Origin of the sequence: Nonomuraea sp. NPDC049152, assembly GCF_040648355.1 — a bacterium.
Lineage (GTDB): Bacteria > Actinomycetota > Actinomycetes > Streptosporangiales > Streptosporangiaceae > Nonomuraea.
In genome coordinates this window covers 1-23,871 of sequence record NZ_JBEZDO010000005.1, presented here as the reverse complement: position 1 = coordinate 23,871, position 23,871 = coordinate 1, and the positions used below count along the sequence as shown (strand labels likewise).

The following is a 23,871-nucleotide window of genomic DNA, read 5'->3' as shown; positions in this document are numbered from 1 at the left end:
GATGGCTGTGGAAAACCTGGGGACAAAGGGCTGGTGCATTCACCTGCGACGCATAGTGCGTCATGATGTTGAACCATGGCACGGATACCTGGAGTAGGGCTGGTAAAGGGGCTTTCGGTCACCCTTCGCCACATGCTGCGCCGCTCCGTGACCCAGCAGTATCCCGAGGTCCATCCCGATCTCCCGGCCCGCAGTCGCGGCGTCATCGCGCTGGTGGAGGAGAACTGCACCTCCTGCATGCTGTGCGCCCGCGAATGCCCCGACTGGTGCATCTACATCGATTCGCACAAGGAGACCCTGCCCGCGCCCGAGGGCGGCAGGGCCAGGCAGCGCAACGTGCTCGACAGGTTCGCGATCGACTTCGCGCTGTGCATGTACTGCGGGATCTGCATCGAAGTGTGCCCGTTCGACGCGCTGTTCTGGGCGCCGGAGTTCGAGTACGCCGAGGGCGACATCAGGAACCTTCTGCACGAGAAGGGCAGGTTGGGCGGCTGGGTGGAGTCCGTGCCGCCGCCTCCCGCGCACGAGGTGGGCGCCGAGCCGCCGAAGGAGCTCGCGGCTGCCGTCCGGCCTGCCCGTACGGCTGGCGCCGGCCGTACGGGCGAGAGGGCCGCCACGCCCGGCCGTGCGGAAAAGGGAGCGGGCATGGCCGACAGGCCCGGCCGGACCACGCCGCCGCCAGAGGGTGCGGAAGGCGGGACCGGCACGCCGGGCGCTGAGGAGAAGCCCGGCGAGACCCCGACACAGGCTGGCGAGACCCCGACACAGCAGAGCGCGCCTGTGGAAACGTCGGCCCAGGAGAGCGCCCCTGCGCCCGCCAGGGAGAGAACGTCCCGAGAAGCGGCGGCACGGGAGGGTTCCGGCCTCACCGGGACCGAGGAGAAGCGGGAACGCGAGCCCCGCGCCCGCCCCGCGCGGATGGGCGACGTGCGCGGCATCCGCCCGCCCGGCGCGCTGCCGGCCTCGCCGGAGACCCAGCAGCCAGGTTCATCCACAGGCCGGCCGCCGGACGAAGAGTTGTCCACAGGTTCGGGCGCGTCGTCGTCGCCACCCGAACCGGAGGAGCAGACTTCTGCCACCGAGCCGCGCAGGCGACGGATGGCCGATCCGCGTTCCATCCGTCCGCCGGGCGGGCTGAAGCGTCACGAGACACCGGAGCCCGAGGAGGACTAGTGACCGCGGCGGTGCCTTCCTACCTGTCCCCCACAGTGCAAGAGATCGTCTTCCTGCTCCTGGGTGCGGTGGCGGTCGGCTCGGCACTGCTTGTCGTGACCACCAGGCAACTCGTGCACGCGGCCCTCTGGCTCGTGGTCTCCTTCGGCGCGCTCGCCGGGTGCTATCTCGTGCTGACCGCCGAGTTCGTCGCGTGGGTCCAGGTGCTCATCTACGTCGGCGCGGTCGTGGTGCTGCTGCTGTTCGGCATCATGCTCACCCGAGCGCCCATCGGCAGGGCCGCCGACCTCGACAGCGGCAACAGGATCGTCGCCGCCGTCGTCGCGCTCGCGACGGCAGGCGTGCTGGTCGCGGTGGTCGTCGACGGCTTCCGTACCGCCTACACCCCGCTCCAGCCAGGCGGAGGTGCGGCGGGCGAGCTCGGCGCCAGCGTCTTTCGCACCTGGGTGCTGCCGTTCGAGGCGCTCTCGGTCCTGCTGCTCGCCGCGTTGATCGGAGCCATCGTGCTGTCGCGCACCGACATCAAGCCAGACGACGCGCCCCCGACCGTTGAGAGCAGGGGGAAGTAGTGCACATCGTCTACCCGGCCGTCGTCTCCGCGCTGCTCTTCTCCATCGGCGTGTACGGCGTGCTCGCCCGGCGCAACACCATCCTGGTGCTGATGTCGGTCGAGCTCATGCTCAACGCGGTCAACCTCAACCTGGTCGCCTTCGACGTCTGGCTCCGCGACCGGCTTCACGGCGGGCAGGTGCTCACGCTGTTCGTCATCGTGATCGCGGCCGCCGAACTCGGGCTGGGGCTGGCCATCGTCCTTGCCCTCTACCGCAACCGCAGGACGGTCGACATCGACAGGCTCCGCGACCTGTCCGAAAAGGAATACGTCCCGGTCGTGGCCGAGCCCGACACCCCGGAGCTCGCCGAGCGCGAACCCGGCGCAGGCGCGGAGGGCGGAAGGCCACCGTCCACAGGCAACGGCGCCGCGGGCACGGCGGCCAGGTCAGGAGAGCGCGCGAGTCGAGGGGGCGCACAGTGAGCCGCACCTACGTCGACGTCTTCCCGGCGCTTGTCATCCTCCTGCCGTTCCTGGCGGCAGCGGCAGGCCTGCTGCTCTCGCGCTGGCCCAGGGGACGGGTTTTCACCGCGGGCGTGGGCAGCACGGACTGGGGCGAGGCGAGGTCGGGCCACGACCTGCCCCACGGCGCGGCCGTCCACCCGGCGTTGGAGGCCGTCGACGCCAAGGCCAACCGCAGAGCCGCGTGGTTCGCGGTCATCCCCTCCACCGTCTCGGCCGTGCTGGCCTGCTGGCTGGCGGCGAGCCAAGGGTTCGCCTTCTTCCAGCGCCTGGCCGAGGAGCCGCCTCGGGCCCAGGCCGTCAGCGCCGGCGCCACCTACGGCACGATCGAGACCGGCGGCGTCCCCATCACGCTGGTCCTCCAGGCCGACCAGCTCTCCTCGATCATCGCCGTCCTGGTCACGATCGTGGCGCTCGCCGTACAGATCTATTCGATCGGCTACCTGAGAGACGACCCGCGCTACCCGTCGTACAGCGCGTTCATCAGCCTGTTCACCAGCGCGATGCTGCTGGTCGTCTACGCGGGCGACCTGCTGCTTCTCTACGTCGGCTGGGAGATCATGGGGCTCTGCTCCTACCTCCTCATCGGCCACTGGTGGGAGGAGCGCGCCAACTCCAGGGCCGCGGTCAAGGCCTTCCTGGTCACCAGGCTCGGTGACGTGGGCTTCCTGTTCGGCATCTTCGTGCTCGGCCTGTCCGCCGGCAGTTTCAGGATCGACGACGTGATCGCGAAGGTGCCCGAGCTGCCGACCGCCACGGTCGTCACCGCCACGATGCTGCTGCTGGCGGGCGTCGCGGGCAAGAGCGCGCAGGTGCCGCTGCACACCTGGCTGCCCGACGCGATGGCCGGCCCGACGCCGATCAGCGCGCTCATCCACGCCGCGACGATGGTCGCGGCAGGGATCTTCCTGGTCGCCAGGCTCTTCCCCGTGTTCCTCGCCGCTCAGCCCACCCTCGACGTCCTGGCCGTGCTCGCGGCGCTCGGCATGCTCGGGGCGGCGCTGGCCGCCCTCGCGCAGGACGACCTCAAACGGGTGCTGGCCTACTCCACCATCAGCCAGCTCGCCTACATGGCCGCCGCGCTCGCCGCGGGGTCCGACAGCACGGCGATCTTCCACCTGCTCACGCACGGGGCGTTCAAGGCGCTGCTGTTCCTGTGCGCGGGCGCGGTGATCCACCACGTCGGCTCCAACCTGATGAGCCAGATGGGCGGACTACGCCGCCACCTGCCCGTCACGTTCGTGACCATGACGATCGGTTTCGCCGCCCTCATGGGCCTGCCACCCGCCAGCGGGTTCTTCAGCAAGGACGGTGTGCTGGCCGCCGTCGAGCACGCGCTCGGCACCGGCGGGCTGACCGACGCCGCAGGACTGCTCCTCTACGCGTGCGCGCTCGCGACGGTCGCCGTCACCGGCGCCTACGCCACCCGCGCGTGGCTGCGCACCTTCTTCGGACCGGAGCGGCCCGTCGCGCTGCCCGAACCGCAGCCGGGCACCGCCCACATCGTCGACCCGCGCGAGGCGCCGCCCTCGATGCTCGGCCCGATCGTGGTGCTCGCCGTCCCCGCTCTCGGCCTGGGCGTCTTCGGCCTCGGCCACATCAGCTGGGGCACCGCGGCGATCAGCGTCGCGCTCGCGCTGCTGGGCGCGGGGGTCGTCTACGCGGTGTGGCGGGGTGATCCGCTGGCCGATCCCGCCAGGATCCTCGGCCCGCTCAGGGTGCCGAGCGAGCGGGCGTTCTACGTGGACACCGTCTACAGCGCGCTGTTCGTCCGCCCGGTGCTGGCGCTCGCCAGGCTCGTGGTGCGGGCCGACGACAGGGTGGTCGACGGCGCGGTGCGCGGCTCGGGCCGTACCACGCGGGGGGCCTCTGGCCTGCTGCGCCTGGCGCAGAACGGCAACGTGCAGCTCTACGTCAGCGGTATCCTCGCGGGCGTCCTGCTGATCGCGGTGGGGGCGGTGGTGTTCGGATGACCTGGTTGCCTCTGGCGCTGCTCGCGGTGCCGCTCCTCGGCGCGTGCGCGTTGCTCGCGCCCGCCACGGAGGGCCGCCTCAGACCCATCGGCCTGTCCGTCTCGGGGCTCACGCTCGCGCTCGCGGTGGTGCTGGCGGCGACCTTCGAGTACGGCCAGGCGGCGCGACCCCAGTTCACGGTCGACCAGCCATGGATTCCCGCCCTCGGCCTGCGCCTCCACCTCGGCGTCGACGGCATCTCCCTGCCGCTGGTCGTGCTGACGGCGCTGCTGACGTTCCTGTGCTGCGTCTACCTCTGCTGGGGCCCCGCCCCCCTGCCCGCCCGCCCCAGGGCCCTGCTGTTCACGCTGCTCGTCCTCGAAGTCGGCATGCTCGGCACGTTCCTCGCGCTCGACCTGCTGCTGTTCTTCGTCTTCTTCGAGGTCGTGCTCATCCCGATGTACTTCGTGATCGCCATCTGGGGCGGCCCGGGCCGTCGCGCCGCCGCGATCAAGTTCATCCTCTACACCCTGCTCGGCTCGGTCGTGCTGCTGCTCGGCCTGCTGCTGATCTGGGCGCAGACCGGCACGCTCGACATCGTGGCCCTGACGCAGGCTCACGGCGCAGGCCTGTCGCGCTCGGTGCAGATCCTCGCCTTCGTCGCGATCGGCATCGGCCTCGCGGTCAAGACCCCGATGTGGCCGCTGCACACCTGGCTGCCCGACGCCCACACCGAGGCCCCAACGGTCGGCTCGGTGCTGCTCGCCGGCGTCCTGCTCAAGATGGGCACGTACGGCTTCGCCAGGATCGCCATCCCCGTCCTGCCCGAGGGCGCCGCGGCCATCGCCCCGTGGCTGGGCGCGTTCGCCGTGGTCGGCATCATCTACGGCGCGCTGGCCTGCCTCGCCCAGAGCGACCTCAAACGGATGATCGCCTACTCCTCCGTCGGCCACATGGGCTTCGTCCTGCTCGGGTTCGCCACGCTGACCACCGTCGGCGTCAACGGCGCCCTGTTCGCCAACGTCGCCCACGGCCTGATCACCGGCCTGCTGTTCTTCTTGGCCGGCGCCATCAAGGAGAGATACGGCACCGCCGACATGCCCACGATCGGCGGCGGCATGCTCGCGCGCTTTCCCCACCTCGGCGCGCTGCTCACCTTCGCCTGCATCGCCTCGCTCGGGCTGCCGGGCCTGGCCGGGTTCTGGGGCGAGATGCTGGCGCTCCTGGGCGCCTTCCAACCGGCACCCGGGCTGCCCAGGCCGCTCTTCCTGGCCTTCATGGCGATCGGCGGGCTCGGCGCGGTGCTCACCGCCGCCTACTTCCTCACCATGCTGTCCAGGGTCACGCACGGCCGACCGGCGGCGGTGCGCGCGCGGGGCGACCACGGCACGGCCGTCGCCACCCTCGACGAGGGCCGGCTCGACGTGCGGGGCTACGAACTGGTCGCGTGGGTGCCGCTCGTCGTGCTCACCCTCGTGTTCGGGCTCTGGCCGAAGGCGTTGCTGGCGCTGACGACGCCTGCCGTACAGATGCTGCTGGGAGGCACGCCATGACCCCTCCGTCCCTTCCGGCCCGCCCGTTCGCACCCGGGGCGTCTCCGGCCGGCCCGATCGCAGCCGGGGCGTCTCCGGCCCCCGGGATTTCACCTGGAGCTCTTCCGGGCCGCGGGATCTCATCTGGAGTGTCTTCGGGCCGCCGGGTGAAGGCAGGCGTCTGTCCGGTTCGCCGGGCGAAGGCGGGCTTGTCATGACCCAGACGATCGACTACTTCGCCATCGCGCCGCCACTGGTCCTCGCGCTGGTCGCGGGGCTCGTGCTGATGCTCGACGCCTTCCTGCCACGTTCGGCGTTGGTGCGGACGGCGCTCGGTCTCGTCACGCTCGCCGGTGTCGCCGTCGCGTTCGGCTTCGTCGTCGCCCAGGCCCTCGAGGGCCGGACACTGCGGACATTCTGCGTCCCAGGCGATCTGGCGGGGCAGGGCCCTCCGCTCTGCTCGTTCGTGGTCGACAGGTTCACCCTCATCCTCGCGGGGCTCGCCCTCGTCGCGGGAGCCGTTGTGGTGCTCCTGTCGATGACGGAGCTGGCGGGCGGCGGCATCCCGGTCGGCGAGTGGCACTTCCTGCTGCTCTGCACGCTGGTCGGGGCCGTCACCCTGCCGGCCTCGCGCGACCTGATCATGCTCGTCGTGGCCCTCGAGCTCGTGTCGCTGCCGGTCTTCGCGCTGACGGCGCTCAAACGCTACGACGGCAGGGCCTCCGAGGCAGCCCTCAAGCTCTTCCTCGTCTCCGTCGTCTCCACGGCGATCATGCTGTTCGGGGTCTCCCTGCTGTACGGCATGAGCGGCACCGTCTACCTCTCGCGCCTGGGCGAGGCCCTGGGCGGCACGGTGACGGTCGGAGCGCAGGGGCCTGCCGGGGGCGCCTACTCCTCGACGTTGGAGATCGCCACAGACCCGCCCATGGTCGTGGCAGTCGGCGTGGTGCTCGTGGTCGCCGGATTCGCCTTCAAGATCGCGGCGGTGCCGTTCCACGCCTGGGCTGGCGACGTCTACCAGGGCGCGCCGATCCCCGTGGCCGCGCTGCTCTCGGTCGTCTCCAAGGCGGCCGGCTTCGCCGGGCTCATCCTCGTCCTGCTGAGCGCGCTGCACGCGCAGGCGCCGACCTGGTCGCCGATCATCGCCATCGTCTCGGCGCTCACGATGACGGCGGGCAACCTGCTGGCGATGCGGCAGCGCTCCGCCGTACGGCTGCTGGCCTGGTCCTCCGTCGCGCAGTCCGGCTACATCCTCGCTCCGCTCGCCGTGCTCACCGAGGCGGGGCAGCGCGGGCTGGCCGCCGGGGCGTCGGTGGCCTACCTGGTGTTCTACGCGGCCATGAACCTCGGCGCGTTCGCCGTCGTCATGCTCGTGTCCAGAAGCCGTCCAGGAAACGAGCTCGACGACTACCGCGGGATGGTGTTCAGGCGTCCTGCCGCGGCGATGGCGCTGGCGTTCAGCCTGATCTGCCTGGCCGGTCTCCCTCCTGGCCTCGCCGGTCTGTTCGCCAAGGTCGTCGTCTTCCGTGAGATCGTCAACGGCGGCCTCGGCTGGCTGGCCGTCGTCATGGCGATCAACACGGTCATCGGCCTCTACTACTACGTCGCCTGGACCGCCCGGCTCTTCACACCCGGCGCCGAGCAGACCGGCGACGCTCATCCCGGCGGCGGCCGGCCGACGGCCGTGTCGGTGGCGATCGGCGCCACGTTCGTCGTGGCGCTGCTGTTCTCCGTCGCTCCCCAATTGGTCCTGGGCATAGCCACGCTGTAACCCCTCCCTTCCCATAAGTCACCGTGGCTGGGAACGCTGGACGAGCCCCTCGACGTTGGTACAGGTGAGCCCGCACCACGGAAGGGGGGAACCCTTGCATCACAACGGCCTGCGCACGGCGCTCCTGCTGGGGCTGCTCTCCGCGTTGATCGTCATGGTGGGGGCGTGGCTGGGCGGTGGCACAGGCGTTCAACTCGCGGTCGCGGTGGCCCTGGCCGCCAACGCCGTCTCCTATTTCTTCTCTGACCGGATCGCGCTGTCCGCGATGCGGGCCAGACCGGTGAGCGAGGTCGAACAGGCGACCCTCTACCGGATCGTCCGCGAGCTCTCCACCGAGGCCAGACAGCCGATGCCACGGCTCTACATGTCGCCGACGGTCCAACCCAACGCCTTCGCCACCGGGCGCAACCCGCGCAACGCGGTGGTGTGCGTGACGTACGGGCTGACGCAGCTGCTCGACGAGCGGGAACTGCGCGGGGTGATCGGGCACGAGCTGTCACACGTCTACAACAGGGACATCCTGATCTCGTCCGTGGCCGGGGCGCTGGCGACGATGATCACTTGGCTGAGCTACGTGGCGGTGTTCTTCGGCGGTTCGGACGACGACGAGGGGCCCGGCTTCCTCGGGGCGGTGCTCCTGATGCTGCTCGGGCCGGTGGCGGCGGGCATGGTGCACCTGGCGATCTCGCGGTCGCGGGAGTTCCAGGCCGACGAGGCGGGCGCACGGCTGACGGGCGAACCGCTGGCGTTGGCGTCGGCACTGCGGAAGATCGAGATGGGCGCCCGGAGGCTGCCGCTGCCGGAGAACAGCCGGTTGGCGTCGGCGTCCCACATGATGATCGCCAACCCGTTCAGCGGGAGCGGGCTGGGCCGGATGTTCTCCACCCACCCGTCTACGGCGGAACGCGTGGCCCGGTTGGAGCGCATGGCGGGCTACCGCCGCTGAGCGGGTGGGCGCCCGGGTTGCTATGGGGCGACGCGAGGCAGGGTGGAATCCGAGAACGGGGTGCGTGGTGGGGCGGTGGGTTGAGCTGGAGGGTGGGATCTGGGAGCGAGTGTGTGGTGGGGAGGGCGCTGAGTCCGAGGGTGAGATCCGTGAGCGGGCGTGGGGTGGGGCGGCTGGTGGAACCTGGGAGCGAGCGTGGGGCGGCGCGAGGGCTGAGTCCGAGGATGGGATCCGGGGAGCGGGGGTGAGCCCGAGGTGGGGGGCGGCTCAGGAGTGGGTGGATACCGGGTCGGTTTCCGCAGGGTGGAGGGCTGGGATGCCGTCGATGCTCTCCCTGTTGTTCTTGGCCCGGTAGGCGCGCTTCTGTACGACGTCCTTGCGTTCCGACCACTCGTCGAGCAGCGTGCGATCATCCTCGAAGGCCATGAACGGTACGGCGTAGCCGCACGAGTCGGAGATCCGGTCGCAGCCGATCACGATGATCGACCGCACGCCAGGATGCGGTCCGAAGCGCGTGAGCAGGTCGGGGAACTCGGGGTCGTCGCGCGTGACGACGCGGCCGGTGCCGTACAGGCGAACGATCTTGGGCGGGCCCTGGAAGGCGCAGAACATCACCGTGACGCGGCCGTTCTCGCGCAGGTGGGCGATGGTCTCGACGCCGCTGCCGTCGAGGTCGAGGTAGGCGACGGTGAGGTCGTCGAGGACGGTGAAGGTGTCGGCGTATCCCTTGGGCGAGACGTTGACGTGTCCGCCGGTTTCGGGGGCCGTGGCCACGAAATAGACCGGCTGCGCGGAAATGAACTCACGCAGCCGATCTGTCAGCTTTTCGTAGATTTTCCCCATGAAATCACGATAACTGGGGTCAGTCGCCAGGCAACCACCAGGTCCAGATGCCGGACTTGATGCGGAACGAGTCGCGTGCGGCCGTGGCCCCCGTCTCGGGGTTGAGTGAGCGCTTGACGGCCTTGGAGGTGTTGCCGTCGGCGTCGGACTGGAGCGTCCAGAGCGTGACGTCCCCCGAGGTGTTCCATACCAGCTTGGTCGGCGACTCGCCGGCGGGGATGCGCAGGGTGACGGCGTCGGAGACCGCGTCGGTGGACAGGTCGTAGGTGCGCAGCCGCGTCTTGCCGTTCGTCTGCGGGCTGACGATCACCAACCCGACCGTGACGCCGTCGTCGGCGAGCCCGATCGGCGCGTTGTTGGCCACGACCTGCGGCACGACCCTGCTCTGCACCTCGGCGCCCGAACCGTCGTAGACGGCCAGCTCCGTGGTGTTGTCGTCGGTGCCGCGCGTGGTGAGCAGGTGCGAGCCGTCGGGGCTGAAGCCCTGGACGGTCTCGTTGCCTGGAATCCGGTGGACGGCGTCGGTCTTGAGGTCGATCAGCAGCGAGGGCAGCTTGGCGTCGTCGTCGTAGTAGTCGAGGACGACACGGCCGCCGTCGGGGGAGAAGGTGGGGTCGACGTTCAGCATGCCGACGCTCGTCGGCGCCACGGCGGCCTTGCCCGGCAGGACCTTGATCGAGCCCGACGCGACGTCACGGACGACGAACTTGCGGTCGCTCGTGCGGAAGTAGCCGACGAACCTGCCGTCGCCGCTGATCGAGAGCGGCGCGCTCGACTCCTTGTCGATCTTCCCGCCCGCCGCGGTGGGATACACGACGGCGTCCTTGAGCTGGACGTCCTTGCCACCGCCCAGCGCGAGATGCCACGGGCCGCACGGGACGGAGTAGTCCTTCTTGGCGCAGGCGCCGACCCATCCGTACCTGATCTCGGCCTTCGCCGCAGCCTGGGCGGGCGTGACCATCAGTGCGGAGGCGGCGGTGGCCACGGCGAGCAGCGCGAACCCGCGAGAACGGTTCATCGTTCTTCCTTTCGTCACAGGGTAGATGCGCGGGCCCCCCGAAAGGTTGCGTAACAATCAGGCCATGGTCGTTCAGAACGGATTACGCCTGCGCATGACCCAGGCGGAACGAAGGCTTTGGCGGGCGTTCCATTCGGGCACGCAGGTTCAGCTGGGGGACAATCCGGTCGGCATTGGCCGTACCGCGGGGGAGAACGCGCCCGCCGACGGCGCGACGTGGGGTCCCGAGCGGACGATCAGGGCGCAGGTGATCGTGGCACTGCTGCTCGGCGCGCGCGAGCCTGGGGTGGGCGCGGTGCCCGCCGTACGGCTGCGCGGAGCGAGGATCACCGGACGCCTGGAGCTGCGCGGCGGCAACGTGGACTACGAGCTCGCGCTGAGCGGCTGCTATCTCGACGAGGCACCCGACTTCGGCGGGACCGTCACCAGGACGATGCGTTTCACCGACTGCCACATGCCGGGCTTCAGCGGCGGCGGCATGCGCGTCGCCGGGCATCTCAGCCTGTCGGGGGCGCACGTCACCGGCACCGTACGGCTGGCCCGCGCGACGTTCGAGAACGGCCTGTGGATGGGCGGCACCAAGATCGACGGCGGGGTGTACACGGGCGCGCTCACCGTCGACGCGGGCTACTACCTGGAGAACGCCGAGATCATCGGCGGGCTCAGGTTGGTGGGCGCGCGGCTGAACGGCGGCCTGTTCATGAACGGCGCGACACTCAGCAACCCGGGCGCCGACGCGCTGACGGCGGACAGCATGGTCGTCGAGGACGTCATGCAGGCAGGCAAGGGGTTCACCGCGCTGGGTTGCGTCAGACTGCGCGGCGCCCGCGTCAACGGCAACCTGTCGATCCGCGGCGTCCTGCGCAGCCCCGACACCCCCTACGCGCTGCACGCCAGCCACATGGAGGCGCGCGAGGTCTATCTGAGGTACACCGAACCGGTCGAAGGCGTCGTGAGCCTCGCCCACTCCCGCATCGGCACCCTGAACGACGACCCCGCGAGCTGGCCGGAGAAGCTCCGGCTGAACGGCCTCGTCTACGAGACCCTGCGTGGCGGCGGGGTCGACCGCCGGGTCGAGTGGGTCGGGCGCGATCCCTACGGGTTCCTGCCGCAGCCGTACGAGCAGCTCGCCGCCTGGTACCTGCGCGACGGCAACGACACGCTGGCCCGCCGTACCCTCCTCGCCAAACAGCGCGCCCGCCGCCGCACGTTCGGCGCGGGCGGGCGGCTGTGGGGCCGCCTGCTCGACATCACCGTCGGGTACGGCTACCGCCCATGGCTGGCCGCGCTCTGGTTCGGGCTGCTCCTGGTGGTGGGGACCGTGGTGTACGGCCTGGTGCCGCCCAGGGCGTTGAAACCGGCCGAGAGCCCGGCGTTCGAGTCGTTCGCCTACACCTTCGACCTGCTGCTGCCGTTCCCCACCTTCGGGCAGCGGGAGCTGTTCGACCCCGCTGGTTGGACGCAGGGGCTGGCCTACGCGCTGATCGCCTCAGGCTGGATCCTGGCGACGGCACTGATCGCGGGCGCGACGCGGGTGCTGCGCCCCTCGTGACCGCCCTGCCCGGTGACCGGCCGGTTCTCGTGACCACCCCGCCCGGTGACCGGCCGGTTCCCGTGGCCGGCCTGCCCGGTGACCGGCCGGTCCCGGTGAGCGGCAGTGATCAGGTGAGCTGCACGACCGCCCTGGCCTTGGACAGCACGCGCGCGTCGCCTGCCTTGGCGGTCAGGCCGACGACCACCCGCTTGTCCTCCAGCTTCTCCTCCACCACCCCGCTGACGGTGATCGTCGCGCCCGTGTCGTCGTCGGGGACGACGACCATCGAGGAGAAGCGCACCCCGTAGTCGAGGACCGCGCCAGGGTCGCCCGCCCAGTCGGTGACGAAACGGCCGCCCTGGGCCATGGTGAACATGCCGTGCGCGATGACGTCCGGCAGGCCGACCGTCTTGGCGAAGCGCTCGTTCCAGTGGATCGGGTTGAAGTCGCCGGACGCGCCCGCGTACATCACCAGGTTGACGCGGCGCACCTGGTAGTCGGTGGCGGGAAGCTCCTGGCCGACCTCGACCTCGTCGTACTTCACCGTGGCAGCCATCTCAGCCCGCCCCTCCGCGCTCGACGATCGTGTTGTAGGTGGTGCAGACAGGCTCGCCCGCCACCGTCGTGACGTCGCTCCTGATCGTCAGCAGCTCGTTACGGCCGGCGCTGCGGATCTCGGTGATCGTCGAGGTGGTGACGAGCTCGTCGCCCGGGTAGATCGGGCGCGTGTACTCGAAGCGCTGCTCGCCGTGGACCACCATGGCGAAGTTGAGGCCGAGGTCGGGGTCGCCGAGCGCGTCGCCGCCGCTCTGCAGGCTGAACACGATGGGGAAGGTCGGCGGGGCGACCACGTCGGGATGCCCCGCGGCCTGCGCGGCCTCCCTGTCCCTGTAGATGGGATTGCTGTCACCGATAGCCGCGGCGAACTCCTTGATCTTCACCCGGCTGACCTCGTACGAGGTGGTGGACTTGTACGTCCGTCCCACGAAATCACGGTTCAAGGCCATCAGTGCCCGTGCTCCTTTGATGCGTTCTGGGCTGTAGAGCCGACGGTAACAGAACAACATTCGGCTGTCGCTGGTGGATTTCCCCGGGAAACGACGAACGGCGCCCTCCGTGGAGGACGCCGTTTGTTCGGTTGCGTCAGGAGCGCCGGGCGATGGACCCGGTCGCCGTCTGCCATGCCGTGCACCTGGGCTGGTGGGCTGGACTCCCAGAACCTCACCGCCGACGCGGACCTCGACGATCCCGCGGCCTGCCCGTTCAGGGGCACAGTGGGCGGTACTGCTGGAGCAGCGCCCACTGGCGCGGACCTAGCGGGTCTCGCGGTGCGCCTGGTGGCAGCGGCAGTTGGGGCAGTACTTCTTCAGCTCAAGCCGATCCGGGTCATTGCGCCGGTTCTTCCGCGTGATGTAGTTGCGGTGCTTGCACTCCTGGCAGGCCAGCGTGATCTTCGGCCTAACGTCGGTGGCAGCCACGTGGGAGTGCCTTTCTACGTTTGGGACTGGGACACACCCATGCCCGAGCATGAGACTCGGGATTGGGTAGTAGCGGAGGCCGGACTTGAACCGGCGACACAACGATTATGAGCCGTTTGCTCTGCCTGACTGAGCTACTCCGCCTTGCTGCCGGTCGAAAATCCCGGCCAGTGAAGGATACCCGACCCTCGGAGTAGTCACGAACATGCCACGACTTCACCGGGTCGAGTGAGGTGCTTCCCAGTATGCCTCAGGAACCCCCCGCACCTGAAATCCATACAAGAAACGCCCGACCTCCACGAGGAGCGGGCGTTCGCACTCGGAGCCCCCAAACGGAATCGAACCGTTGACCTTCTCCTTACCATGGAGACGCTCTGCCGACTGAGCTATAGGGGCCTGTCCGTCTCGCCTCTCGGCGCTGCGGACAGGTGTAACCATACACGGCCCTCAGCGATGACGCGAACTCGTTCGGGCCCCGAACTCGACCACCTCGCAGAGGTCCGCGAGATCCACGTGCATCGCGACCGCCTCGACCGAAAAACAGTCGGCCACGACCCAGCCGTTCCGCCTGATGCGGAGCACCTGCTGTCCCGCGCGCGTCGCGGGAATGATCTCCAGCCCTTCCGGGCCCACCCACCGCCTGTCCATAGCGGCACAGAGTAGACCTCAGGTCTCTCATTTTTCGGTGGTAGACACGCGTTACAGCCATACCAAGTCGGTACATGCCGGGCCGAAGCCGCGAAACGCCTGCGTGCAACCTACGCCGACCCCTGCTCGGCGGCCCCCTCGACACGCGGCCAGGCGGCATCGGAGCGGCGGGCGGGGGGCACCGCGGTTCAGAGGCGGAAGTAGCCGACGAGGTCCTTGCGGCGGTTCACATCGTCCACGCGCACGACGGCCCCCGTCTCGGGGGCGTTCATCATCCGCCCGCCGCCGAGATAGATCCCCACGTGCTTGGTCCACGGCCGGCCGAAGAACACCAGGTCCCCCGGCCGCGGCTCGTCGACCCTGCGCATCCTCCGCAGATGCTCGTCGGTGTTCCCCTGCCCGAGCACGTCCTCCCCGTAGGCCCGCGCGTACACCGCCCGCGTCAGCCCCGAGCAGTCCAGCCCCCGCGTCCGCTTCGCGGGACACGGTTTGATCTTGCCGGTGTACCCCTGGCACGTTCCAGTCGACGGCCCTGGATCCTCCTTGTGCCCGCCGCCCCACGAGTAGGGAATGCCCTGGTACAGGTAGGCCAGCAGCACGATGCGGGGCATGGCGAGCTGGCGGAGCGGCATCGACGCCGGCACCGCCAGGAGAAGGACGGCTAACGCGCCGAGAGCGAGAGCTTGACCGACCCGACCGTGACGTTGACTCCGACCGTGCCCCTGGCCTTCGAGGGCTTGGTCGCGATGGTGATCCGCAACGAGTGTCCTGGATTGACCTTGGGGATGAGGCATCGCACCGCCGTACCGCTGAACGAGCACCCGGGACCCGCCTTGACCACCTTCTGCCCGCCGAACGCGCGGCCCGCGAGCCTGACGTCGGTGACAGGGTGGACACCGGTGTTCTTCAGCGTGATCGTGTAGAGCTTCCTACTTTTGGCGGCGCCGGACACAGTCACCTCGGCAGGCGGGTTGGCCAGCGCCTTGAGCTGTGACTCCGTGCCGTTGAACGAGTTCTGGCCGCCGACGAGGGGACCCTTGTCGGCCGACTGCCAGAAGGCGTGCTTCTTCCATCCTGAAGGGAGTTCGCCGGGTTCGGCGCCCCAGTGGGCGAGCCAGAGCGGATTCTTCGCGAACTTGGTGGAATCGCCCGTACAGGTCTTCCACCAGCTCGTGGTGGTGTAGATCATCGCGTGGCGCTTGGTGCGCGCGTGGTAGCGCTTGGTGAAGTCGCCGATCCAGGTGACCATGTCCTCGGGGGACAGGTCGTAGCAGTTGTTCTTGCCGTTCTTGTCCTTGTACGGGTTGTCCTCGACGTCGAGCACGCCGGGCAGCGTCTGGCCGTCCGAGGTCCACGCGCCGCCGTTGTCGACGAAGAAGTCCGCCTGGGCGGCGCCGTCCGTCTCGTGCGGCTGGGCGAAGTGGTAGGAGCCCCTGAGCAGCCCCGCCGCCGCGGCCCCGCCGAACTGCGCGTCGAACCGCTGGTTGCGGTAGTCGACGCCCTCGCTGGCCTGCACGAACGCGAACCTGGCGCCGCCGTCGCGCACCTTGGCCCAATCGATGTCGCCGGTCCAGTTGCTCACGTCCACTCCCTGCACCCCGTCCGCCGCCTGGGCGATTCCTGGGGCTAAGAGCCCGGCCACCGAGATCGCGGCCACCAGCGTCAGGCGTCTCACGTGCGTCCTTCCGGGGGGTGACAAGAGGTGATGATCCTCTCGAAATACGGCAGAAAGCCGCAACCGATTCCGAGGAGTCGCGCAGCGTGCCTCGTTCCACGCGATGTGTGACCGGTCCCGAGTGAGAACGTGGCTCCGCGGCGGCCTCCTGTCTCCGTACGCCGGGGGCGTGTACTACGGCATGGTCGCGCCTGGTCACCTTGCGCGGCGCCTTCCGCCACACCGTGTACGGCGGGCTGTTCGCCCCCAGGAACGCCTGCGTCGACGCCGCCGTCAACCGCTACCTGACCGACGGCACCCTGCCCGTCCGCGACACCACCTGCCCCAACACTCCGCCCCCCGCCAAGCCCTGACCGCGGACCCCGCCGGCGAGAGGTCAGTCGTGGCGCGGGATGCCGGACACCTGATGGTCGGCATGGAAGAGCGCCTCGTGGATGAGCGCGCGCACGTGGGCGTCGCGGGCGCGATACAGCACGCGGCGCCCGTCGCGCCGGGTCTCGACCAGGCCCGTCAGGCGCAGCTTCGCCAGGTGCTGCGAGACCGACGGGCGCGCCACGTCGAGGGCCTGGGCGAGCGAGCCGACGTCGTACTCGCCGGAGGACAGCAGCCACATCAGCCTGAGCCGGGTGGGGTCGCTGAGCATGCGAAACGCGTCCACCGCACTCTCAACCTGCGCGCTCGAGGGTTGCTGTTGCGATGTACTGGCACCTGATGCGTTGTCGCGTGCGTACATAACTACATATAGTCATAGAGATCGGTCACATGCAAGCGAGGTGCGTTATGTCTGACCTGCACGCCGGCGGTCACGGACACGGACACGGCCACGGCCACGGGCATGGGCACGGGCATGGGCACGGGCATGGACGATCGCAGGGCGTCAGGCGGCTGCTGTCGCGGGCCGGACACGCGATCACCCCGCACAGCCATGACAGCGCGGACAAGACGGACGAGGCGCTGGAGTCCAGCAGCAGGGGCATGCGGGTGCTCGCCGGCTCCTTCGCCGTCCTCCTGGCCACCGCGATCGTCCAGTCCGTGATCGTGGCGGTCTCAGGCTCGGTGGCGCTCCTGGGCGACACGCTGCACAACTTCGCCGACGCGCTGACCGCGCTTCCCCTGGCCATCGCGTTCTCCCTGGGGCGCAGAGCCGCCACCCGCCGTTTCACCTACGGGTACGGCAGGGCCGAGGACCTGGCCGGTATCGCGATCGTGCTCCTCATCGCGGCGTCTGCGGCGTTGGCCGGCTACGAGGCCGTGGTCAGGCTCATCCATCCGCAGGAGGTGGACGCCCTCGGATGGGTGGCCGCCGCCGGTGTGATCGGCTTCCTCGGCAACGAGGCGGTCGCCCGTTACCGCATCAAGGTCGGCCGCGAGATCGGCTCGGCCGCCCTCGTGGCCGACGGGCTGCACGCCCGCACCGACGGCTTCACCTCGCTGGCCGTACTGCTCGGCGCCGGCGGCGCGGCCCTCGGCTTCCCGATCGCCGATCCCGTCGTCGGCCTGGCCATCACCGCCGCGATCTGCTTCGTCCTGCGCGATGCCGCACGCGAGATCTACCACCGGCTCATGGACGCCGTCGACCCCCGCCTGGTCGAGCAGGCCGAACACATCCTCGCCGGCGTCCCAGGCGTCGAGCGGGTGGGCACCGTACGGCTGCGCTGGATCGGTCACGCGTTGCGCGCCGAGGTGGACATCGCGGTCGGCCACGCGCTTTCCCTGGTGGAAGCGCACGCCGTGGCCGTCGCGGCGGAGCACCGGCTCATCCATGAGCTGCCCCGCCTCCAGGCGGCCACCGTGCACGCCGACCCCAACGGTCCCGAAGGAACGGACCACCACGCCGTGCTCGTCACCCACCGCTCGCACTGATCCAGACAACTCGCGGTGGGCCATCATGGTCGGATGCCGGCGCTCATCGATCCGACCACCAGGCTGCGGTCCTCGTTCCTGGCCGCGATGGACGAATTCCGCACAGACCGCGACTATCCGCTTCCATGGTTCGTCACCGACGTCGATCATCAGGCTCTGCTGGACTCGTCGGCCTTTGACGCGTACGTCGCGCGCTTGCTGGGCGAGCGGGACGAAGCGGGCGTCAGGGCGGTCGGGTTCGTGCCGATGACGACGCTGTGGTGGGCCAAGGGCGACCACCTGCTGGGCAGGCTGGCGATCAGCCACCGCCTCACTCCGGCGCTGGAGAAAGCATCGTCGGCGTGGCAGGGCGCAAACGCCGCTACCGGGTACCGACGCGTGACCTCAGCGGGCGGGCAGGCTCGGATGCGGGTCGCCGACCACGGAGCTCGTGATGGCCCACCGTTCGTGATCCCGCCAGGCGCCGTCGATGAACAGCAGGTCGGGCGAGTAACCCTCGTAGCGGAAACCGAGCCGCTGGACCAGCTTCACCGATGCGTGGTTGTCCGGCTGGATCTGGGCTTCCAGCCGGTGGAGCCGCAACTCCTCGAACGCGTGGCGCAGCACCAGGCCGAGACCTTCGGACATGTAGCCCTGCCCCGCGGTGGGAGCGAAGGCCGCGTAGCCGAGGGAAGCGCCCTGGAGGCGTCCGCGGATGATGCTGTTGATGTTGACCGTGCCCGCGATCGCACCGGTGTCACGCACACAGACCAGCAGGCCCTCGGCCGACAGCGGGTCGTCGAATCGCCTGAGGTAGACCTGGAACTCCTCCGGCGTGGCGGGCAGGGACATCCACGGATGATGCAGGTCGGCGCTGGCACGAACCAGTTCGAGAAACTCGTCCTGGTCCTGATCGGCGATCGGACGCAAGATCACGCGGGACAAGTGGCACCCCTTTTCTGGCCTGCGTTCGCGGGCCGAATGTCCTGAGAGCGAGCACGAGCGGTCTTCCATCGAGTTTCGCCAGTGTGGCAGGTCAAGGCGAACGCGAGCACGCCGGTGATCGCCTTGGCGCTTCCGCTGCTGACCGCCTGAGCACGCCTTCGGTGCCGCGAGTGAAGTCACCAGGTCACGGGTAGCTCGTACACCCCGTACACCGAGCCGTCGTGTTTGAACGGGAGCTCGTCCAGTGTCGCGGCCAGCCGCCACGTGGGGATGCGCCGGTAGAGCGTGCCGTAGACGACCTGCAGTTCCATCCGGGCCAGCGGCTGGCCGAGGCACTGGTGGACGCCGAACCCGAAGGCCACGTGACGGCGGGCGTCGCGGCGGATGTCCAGCCGGTCGGGGTCGGGGAAGACAGACGGGTCTCGGTTGGCGATGTCGTTGGCCATGATGATGCCCTCGCCTGCGCGGATGACCTGGCCGGCGATCTCGATGTCGGCCAGCGCGACGCGACGCCGGCCGTTGTGCGTGATGTTCATGTAGCGCAGCAGCTCCTCGACCGCGGAGGCGAACAGCTTGGGCTCGTCCGTCTCGCGCAGCATGGCCAGCTGATCGGGGTGCTCCAGCAGGGCGAGCGTGCCGAGCGCGATCATGTTCGCGGTGGTCTCGTGCCCGGCGATCAACATGAGCACGCCGGGCACCCGGCCGCTCTGGCCGCAGGGAACACCGGCATCCGCGCCTGATCCGCCATCGAGTCGGTCGTGCCCGTCATGACCTTCCTCCTACGAGTGCCGAAGCCCCGACGAGCTCCTGCCGGTGCCGGCGGGCTTGTTTGGGCATGTTCCAGCCGAGCACGCCGGTGACCTCGCCGTTGTGGCGGTAGGTGGCGACGAAGCGGCGGTCGGCCACATCGCCGTCCACGATGGAGACCTCGGCGTCCGGGGACAGCACCCCATGGACGTGGATCTTGGCGTCGAACTGGTCGGTCCAGAAGTACGGCACCGGGTGTACGGCCGGTCGTCGCCGAGGATGGTGCCGGCGACGGCGACCGCCTGCTCGGTGGCGTTGGTCCGGTTCTCCAGCCTGAGCACCGTGCCGAGCGTCTCGTGGCGCCAGCGGGCCACGTCGCCTGCCGCGTAGATCCCCTCCGCCGCGCGGCAGCGGGAGTCGCACACCACCCCGTTGTCCAGCTCCAGTCCGCTGCTCTCGAGCCACTCGGTCGCCGGTGCGGCGCCGAACGCCGCCACGACGACGTCGGCCGGCAGTGTCTCGCCGTTGTCCATGCGCACTCCGGTGACCCGCCTATGCCGCTCGGCCAGCTCGGTGACCGCGGCGCCGAGCACGCCGTCCCCGACGACCACCGGCCGCGAGCATGGCAAAGCGGTCGCCGCCGCGGGTCCGCACGCTGTCCCGAGGCCTCAGTCTCCTACCGCCTTCGGGGGCGGGGAAGCGATCGCTGTTCCACATCCCCACGTGAGGTCGTCCGCGCAAACAAGGGGTGCGGCGAGTGAGCACGCGGCGTCGCCGGCGGTCAGCCGCGCCGGTGCCGCGGCAGCAGCAAGCTGACCACCGCGATGGCCAGGCCGAGCCAGGCAGCCATGAGGAAGACCAGGTCGTAGCCGGCGGCGAGGGCGGCGGCAGGGGAACTCCCGCCGGCCTCCGCCGCGGCTCTGGCTCCGGCGGCCGTCGCGAGCACTGCCAGGCCTACCGACCCGCCCACCTGACTGGCGGTTTGGGCCAGGCCGCCGATGATCCCCGCGTCGCCCTCGGGAACGTCGGCGGTCGCCGCGGCCATGAGGGTGGGGAAGGTGAGTCCGATGCCGACCGCGATGAGCAGCGTAGGCCCGAGCACGCTGGTGACGTAGCCGCTGTCGGCGTGGGCCTGGGCGAGCCAGCCGAAACCGGCCAGGAAACAGCCGCAGCCGGCCAGCACCAGAGAGCGCACACCGGTTCGCGGCAGCAAGGCGGCGGCCCATCGCGCGATCACCATAAACGTCACCGCCGCGGGTGTCTGCCCGAGCCCGGCTTGAAGCGCACTGAAGCCGAGTACGTTCTGCAGGAACAGCGACGTGAAATACCACATCGCGATGGCAATCCCTCCGAACAGCAGCAGCATGCCGCTGCCGACGGCAACCCCCCGGATTCTGAACAGCCGCAGGGGCATTGTCGGCTGGGTGGTGAAACGCGCCTCCACCACGGTGAAGACGACGACCAGGAGCAGGCCCGCAACGGCTGGCCCGACGACCCGCACGGACGTCCAGCTGTGATCGGCGCTCTGCATGACCCCGTAGATCAGCGCGGCCAGCCCCGCCGTCCCCGTGACCGCGCCAGTGAGGTCGAGCGATTGCCGCCGGCCGGTTCGCGTGCCGGCCAGCGACATCATGGTCAAGACGATCAGCACCGCGCCGATCGGCACATTGATCAGGAAGACCCACCGCCACGACAGGCCGGTTGTGATGGCACCGCCCGCGACCGCGCCGGCCATCCCGCCCACACCGCCCGCGGCAGACCATGCGCCGAACGCCTTGGCACGCGCCTTCGGCTCGGTGAAGGAGGTGTTGATCACGGCCAGCGTCGCCGGGGCCATCATGGCGGCTCCGATGCCCTGCGCGACGCGGGCCGCCACCAGGACCTCCGGAGCGGTTGCCAGGCCGCCGGCCAGACTCGAGGCGGAGAACAAGAACAGCCCGGCGGCCAGGATCCGGCGCGGGCCGAACAGGTCAGCGGCGCGGCCGCCCAGCAGCATGAAGCCGGCGAAGGTAAGCAGGTAGCCGTTCACCACCCAGGCCAGGCCGGTGGGCGTGAAGCCGAGGTCCCCGCGGATCGAGGGCAGGGCGACGTTAACGATGGACGCGTCCAGGATCACCATGAACTGGCATGCACACGCCAGCGCCAGGACCATCCAGGCGGAGCCGGCGAGCGGCCTGGCCGGCTGAGTTGCAGTGCTGGTGCTTGTCATGACTTCTTCCTTGCCAACCCCGCCGCTCACGCGGTCTGGGAGGTTGTTCCGGCCAGGGCTTCGCGGGCGTTTCCGTCACCCGCGGCGGCATCGGTGACGCGGCTGCCCCCCATCAGCCGGATCGTGATCTGGGCCAACCGCCGTCCCTGGTACCTGGCCGCTTCCAGCGCCGCGGCATCGGGGCCGTCTCCGGTTGGCTGGCCGGTCACCAACGACGTGCCGTAGGGGTTGCCGCCGGCGGCGTACACGACCGGATCGGTGAATCCGGGCGGGACGATCAGCGCCCCCCAGTGGTAGAAGACATTGCCCAGCGACAAGATCGTGGCCTCGCTGCCGCCGTGCCGGTTGAACGCCGAGGTGAAGGCCGTCACCGGCTTGTCGGCCAGCCTGCCTTCGCGCCACAGCCCGCCGGCCTGGTCGATGAACTGCTTGAGCTGCGCAGCCGGCGCGCCGAACCGGGTCGGCGTTCCGAACGCGAAAGCGTTGGCCCACGCCAGGTCCTCAACCGAGGCCTGGGTGATCGACGTGGCGGCGTCGGCGTGCCGCCGCCACAGCGGGTTCTGGGCGATCGCGCTGTCGGGTGCCAGCTCGGCGACCCGCCGCAACCGCACCTCGGCTCCGGCCGAGGCGGCGCCCTCGGCGACGGCCTGCGCGAGTGCGTGCACATTGCCTGTCGCGCTGTAGTAGATGACTGCGACCTTCACGGTCATGTCGGCTCCCTCGATGTCGCATAGAATTAGTTATGCGGATAATGTTATGCACATAACTAATCTGTCAAGGAGAGCCCGTGGACTTCGAGTACGCCGACGCCCTCAACCAGGCCATCCGCCTCCTGAGCCTGCGCCACCGGGCCAGGGCCGCGGCGCTGCTGGACCCGCTCGGCCTGTACCCCGGACAGGAGGCGCTCCTGCTCGAGCTCGCCCGGACCGGCCCGATGATCCAGGCCCAGCTCAGCGAGGCGCTCGGCTGCGAGCCGCCCAGCGTCACCCTCATGACCCGCAAGCTCGAAGCCACCGGTCACATCCGCCGCAAACCCGCCCCCTCCGACAAGCGCGCCAGCATCGTCGAACTCACCGACAGCGGCAAAGCTCTGGCCGACCAGGTCAAGCAGCTTTGGTGCGCTCTGGCGGAGGAGACCGTGACCGGCCTGCCAGCCGAAACGGTGGCAGAGCTACCCGGCATCCTCAACACCTTGACCGGCAACGTGGATACCAGGCGCCCCCGCCACCCACACGGCCGCCGGCACGCGCAATCGCGACGGGCCGGGCACGTTGATCAGGGCATGGCGTTGACTGGTGATTACGAGCCGAGCGCGTCGGGGTGGGTCCGCGAGCATGTCGAGCAGATCGTGCGCACCGGCACGACCGACGGCGTCACGATCAGTGGCCTGCCCACCGTGCTGATGACCTACCGGGGCGCCAAGACCGGCAAGGTTCGCAAGACGCCGCTGATGCGTGTCGAGCACGAGGGGCGCTACGCGGCTGTCGCGTCCATGGGGGGCGCGCCGACCAACCCGCAGTGGTACGCCAGCCTGGTCGCCGAGCCGGTCATCGCGCTTCAGGACGGCGCGGTGACCCGGGAGTACCGGGCGCGCGAGGTGTTCGGGGACGAGAAGGCCCTTTGGTGGCGCCGGGCGGTGGACGCGTACCCAGACTATGCCGACTACCAGCGCAAGACCGACCGCCAGATCCCGGTCTTCGTGCTCGAACTGGTCAGCAGGGGCACACCGGCCGGTGACGACACTGAGGGCTAGATCAAATAGTTGGCTGGGGCGGGCTCGGGAGCGGTGAACCTGCAAGATCGCTCACGACCTCACTTGAGGTGCGGCAGCCAAGGCCCAGGCGATCTCCGCAGTCGTGTCCGGAAGTCACTCCCGGTTTTTACTTCCGGAATCCGCATCCTTCTGGACGTGCCAAGCAAGGTGACTCCATACCTACTGAGATCGGCGACCAGGCGAATCGCGGTAAGCATCATGCGACAGGACGTGATCGCTTTGCTCGTGGCAGCGGGGCTGGCGAGTCGAGCGGCGAACGGGGCGAGGACATCATGCGGTTGAGCGCACGTAACAGGATTCCGGCCCGGGTGACGGGGATCGTCAAGGGGGAGGCGACGGCGAATGTGGAGCTGGATGCCGGCGGTATGCGACTGATGGCATACCCCCAACCCGGCCACCGACCACCGGCCAGATCCGCGCCAGGTGGCCGAGGCCGATGCCCCGAAGACGTCGAACTCGCCGTACGTGCCGCCCGCCGCGCCGTCGAAGGCCCGTAGGCGCGGACGGCCGATGAGGAAGATCGGCGACCTGATCCTGGAGCACGTCGAGGAACTGGCGCAGCTCGAATCCCTGCCTGGAGAGGTCGGGCAGGAACGGCGGTCGGATGGCGCGGCGGGTGCGCCAGAGCCACGCGCAGCACCTACGGGCGCCGTGCGGTGCGCGACGGTGGGGATGCCACCTGGGCGGCGATACAGGCGACCAAACCGATCAC

The 23,871-nt window shown here is 69.7% G+C and carries 24 protein-coding genes, 2 tRNA genes and 2 pseudogenes; 11 read left to right on the top strand and 17 right to left on the bottom strand.

The genetic code is table 11. The features are described from left to right. The first annotated feature begins 132 nt into the window (after positions 1 to 132). From AB0B45_RS11240 to htpX, 7 genes and pseudogenes are all read left to right on the top strand, one after another. Positions 133 to 1,173 (top strand): 4Fe-4S binding protein, encoded by a 1,041-nt coding sequence (locus tag AB0B45_RS11240; RefSeq protein ID WP_358128427.1) that lies wholly within the window; start codon positions 133 to 135, stop codon positions 1,171 to 1,173. Continuing rightward, complete coding sequence (locus AB0B45_RS11235) at positions 1,173 to 1,742, top strand: NADH-quinone oxidoreductase subunit J (RefSeq protein WP_358128425.1); 570 nt, start codon at positions 1,173 to 1,175, stop codon at positions 1,740 to 1,742. Before AB0B45_RS11240 ends, AB0B45_RS11235 begins: the two co-directional genes overlap by 1 nt. Continuing rightward, positions 1,742 to 2,026 (top strand): annotated as a pseudogene (nuoK, locus tag AB0B45_RS11230) (NADH-quinone oxidoreductase subunit NuoK); the annotation flags it as partial. The gene AB0B45_RS11235 and the pseudogene nuoK, both read left to right, overlap by 1 nt. A gap of 176 nt (positions 2,027 to 2,202) precedes the next feature. Next, positions 2,203 to 4,218, top strand: a complete 2,016-nt coding sequence (locus tag AB0B45_RS11225; RefSeq protein WP_358128424.1) for an NADH-quinone oxidoreductase subunit L — start codon at positions 2,203 to 2,205, stop codon at positions 4,216 to 4,218. Then, positions 4,215 to 5,750, top strand: coding sequence for an NADH-quinone oxidoreductase subunit M (locus AB0B45_RS11220; protein ID WP_358128423.1), 1,536 nt, complete (start codon positions 4,215 to 4,217; stop codon positions 5,748 to 5,750). Before AB0B45_RS11225 ends, AB0B45_RS11220 begins: the two co-directional genes overlap by 4 nt. A gap of 193 nt (positions 5,751 to 5,943) precedes the next feature. Beyond that, positions 5,944 to 7,500 carry an NADH-quinone oxidoreductase subunit N gene (locus AB0B45_RS11215; RefSeq protein WP_358128421.1) on the top strand — a complete coding sequence of 519 codons (1,557 nt, stop codon included), beginning with the start codon at positions 5,944 to 5,946 and terminating at the stop codon, positions 7,498 to 7,500. Positions 7,501 to 7,594: 94 nt separating this feature from the next. Further along, positions 7,595 to 8,446, top strand: a complete 852-nt coding sequence (gene htpX / locus AB0B45_RS11210) for a zinc metalloprotease HtpX (protein WP_358128419.1) — start codon at positions 7,595 to 7,597, stop codon at positions 8,444 to 8,446. A 267-nt stretch (positions 8,447 to 8,713) separates the two neighbouring features. Here the strand turns inward: htpX and AB0B45_RS11205 are convergent, their stop codons facing one another. Together AB0B45_RS11205 and AB0B45_RS11200 are read right to left on the bottom strand one after the other, a co-directional pair. Beyond that, positions 8,714 to 9,289, bottom strand: coding sequence for a pyridoxamine 5'-phosphate oxidase family protein (locus tag AB0B45_RS11205; protein WP_358128417.1), 576 nt, complete (start codon positions 9,287 to 9,289; stop codon positions 8,714 to 8,716). 19 nt (positions 9,290 to 9,308) lie between these two features. Then, positions 9,309 to 10,307, bottom strand: a complete 999-nt coding sequence (locus tag AB0B45_RS11200; RefSeq protein ID WP_358128415.1) for a hypothetical protein — start codon at positions 10,305 to 10,307, stop codon at positions 9,309 to 9,311. Positions 10,308 to 10,371: 64 nt separating this feature from the next. Between AB0B45_RS11200 and AB0B45_RS11195 the strand changes: the two genes are divergently transcribed. Continuing rightward, positions 10,372 to 11,859 (top strand): hypothetical protein, encoded by a 1,488-nt coding sequence (locus AB0B45_RS11195; RefSeq protein ID WP_358128413.1) that lies wholly within the window; start codon positions 10,372 to 10,374, stop codon positions 11,857 to 11,859. A 109-nt stretch (positions 11,860 to 11,968) separates the two neighbouring features. Here AB0B45_RS11195 and AB0B45_RS11190 read toward each other — a convergent pair whose 3' ends face one another. The 8 genes from AB0B45_RS11190 to AB0B45_RS11155 all read right to left on the bottom strand — a co-directional run bounded on the left by AB0B45_RS11190 (position 11,969) and on the right by AB0B45_RS11155 (position 15,642). Continuing rightward, entirely contained in the window at positions 11,969 to 12,397 is a 429-nt protein-coding gene (locus AB0B45_RS11190; RefSeq protein ID WP_358128411.1) for a MaoC family dehydratase, read from the bottom strand. 1 nt (position 12,398) lies between these two features. Further along, a complete protein-coding gene (locus tag AB0B45_RS11185; protein WP_358128409.1) occupies positions 12,399 to 12,848 on the bottom strand; it encodes a MaoC family dehydratase N-terminal domain-containing protein in 450 nt (149 codons plus the stop codon). 306 nt (positions 12,849 to 13,154) lie between these two features. After that, complete coding sequence (gene rpmG / locus AB0B45_RS11180) at positions 13,155 to 13,319, bottom strand: 50S ribosomal protein L33 (protein ID WP_106397297.1); 165 nt, start codon at positions 13,317 to 13,319, stop codon at positions 13,155 to 13,157. 70 nt (positions 13,320 to 13,389) lie between these two features. Then, positions 13,390 to 13,463 (bottom strand) — tRNA-Met (locus AB0B45_RS11175). Positions 13,464 to 13,642: 179 nt separating this feature from the next. Continuing rightward, a tRNA-Thr gene (locus AB0B45_RS11170) sits at positions 13,643 to 13,715 on the bottom strand. 51 nt (positions 13,716 to 13,766) lie between these two features. Next, positions 13,767 to 13,967 (bottom strand): transposase, encoded by a 201-nt coding sequence (locus AB0B45_RS11165; RefSeq protein ID WP_358128407.1) that lies wholly within the window; start codon positions 13,965 to 13,967, stop codon positions 13,767 to 13,769. A gap of 188 nt (positions 13,968 to 14,155) precedes the next feature. Next, on the bottom strand, positions 14,156 to 14,599 hold the full coding sequence (locus AB0B45_RS11160; RefSeq protein WP_358128405.1) for an NlpC/P60 family protein: 444 nt from the start codon (positions 14,597 to 14,599) through the stop codon (positions 14,156 to 14,158). A gap of 29 nt (positions 14,600 to 14,628) precedes the next feature. Further along, on the bottom strand, positions 14,629 to 15,642 hold the full coding sequence (locus AB0B45_RS11155) for a GH25 family lysozyme (protein ID WP_358128403.1): 1,014 nt from the start codon (positions 15,640 to 15,642) through the stop codon (positions 14,629 to 14,631). A 191-nt stretch (positions 15,643 to 15,833) separates the two neighbouring features. On the opposite strand from AB0B45_RS11155, the gene AB0B45_RS11150 reads away from it, so the two are divergent. After that, entirely contained in the window at positions 15,834 to 15,995 is a 162-nt protein-coding gene (locus tag AB0B45_RS11150; RefSeq protein WP_358129410.1) for an alpha/beta hydrolase, read from the top strand. Between the two features lie 23 nt (positions 15,996 to 16,018). Here AB0B45_RS11150 and AB0B45_RS11145 read toward each other — a convergent pair whose 3' ends face one another. Then, positions 16,019 to 16,300, bottom strand: a complete 282-nt coding sequence (locus AB0B45_RS11145) for a metalloregulator ArsR/SmtB family transcription factor (protein WP_358128401.1) — start codon at positions 16,298 to 16,300, stop codon at positions 16,019 to 16,021. Between the two features lie 122 nt (positions 16,301 to 16,422). Here AB0B45_RS11145 and AB0B45_RS11140 point away from each other — a divergent pair, with 122 nt between their 5' ends. Continuing rightward, the gene (locus tag AB0B45_RS11140; RefSeq protein ID WP_358128399.1) at positions 16,423 to 17,505 is read left to right on the top strand and encodes a cation diffusion facilitator family transporter; all 1,083 of its coding nucleotides are present in this window, start codon (positions 16,423 to 16,425) and stop codon (positions 17,503 to 17,505) included. 384 nt (positions 17,506 to 17,889) lie between these two features. On the opposite strand, the gene AB0B45_RS11135 is transcribed toward AB0B45_RS11140, so the two are convergent. The 6 genes and pseudogenes from AB0B45_RS11135 to wrbA all read right to left on the bottom strand — a co-directional run bounded on the left by AB0B45_RS11135 (position 17,890) and on the right by wrbA (position 22,095). Continuing rightward, on the bottom strand, positions 17,890 to 18,420 hold the full coding sequence (locus tag AB0B45_RS11135; protein ID WP_358129408.1) for a GNAT family N-acetyltransferase: 531 nt from the start codon (positions 18,418 to 18,420) through the stop codon (positions 17,890 to 17,892). A gap of 185 nt (positions 18,421 to 18,605) precedes the next feature. Continuing rightward, positions 18,606 to 19,112: a cytochrome P450 gene (locus tag AB0B45_RS11130; RefSeq protein ID WP_358129405.1), complete on the bottom strand. Its 507-nt coding sequence runs from the start codon at positions 19,110 to 19,112 to the stop codon at positions 18,606 to 18,608. Positions 19,113 to 19,194: 82 nt separating this feature from the next. Beyond that, on the bottom strand, positions 19,195 to 19,377 hold the full coding sequence (locus AB0B45_RS11125; RefSeq protein WP_358128397.1) for a hypothetical protein: 183 nt from the start codon (positions 19,375 to 19,377) through the stop codon (positions 19,195 to 19,197). 158 nt (positions 19,378 to 19,535) lie between these two features. After that, positions 19,536 to 19,709, bottom strand: a pseudogene (locus AB0B45_RS11120) (FAD-dependent oxidoreductase); the annotation flags it as partial. Between the two features lie 248 nt (positions 19,710 to 19,957). Then, positions 19,958 to 21,385, bottom strand: coding sequence for an MFS transporter (locus AB0B45_RS11115; protein ID WP_358128396.1), 1,428 nt, complete (start codon positions 21,383 to 21,385; stop codon positions 19,958 to 19,960). Between the two features lie 26 nt (positions 21,386 to 21,411). Then, a complete protein-coding gene (gene wrbA / locus AB0B45_RS11110; protein ID WP_358128394.1) occupies positions 21,412 to 22,095 on the bottom strand; it encodes an NAD(P)H:quinone oxidoreductase in 684 nt (227 codons plus the stop codon). 77 nt (positions 22,096 to 22,172) lie between these two features. Here wrbA and AB0B45_RS11105 point away from each other — a divergent pair, with 77 nt between their 5' ends. Continuing rightward, complete coding sequence (locus AB0B45_RS11105; protein WP_358128392.1) at positions 22,173 to 23,138, top strand: nitroreductase/quinone reductase family protein; 966 nt, start codon at positions 22,173 to 22,175, stop codon at positions 23,136 to 23,138. Positions 23,139 to 23,871 lie beyond the last annotated feature (733 nt).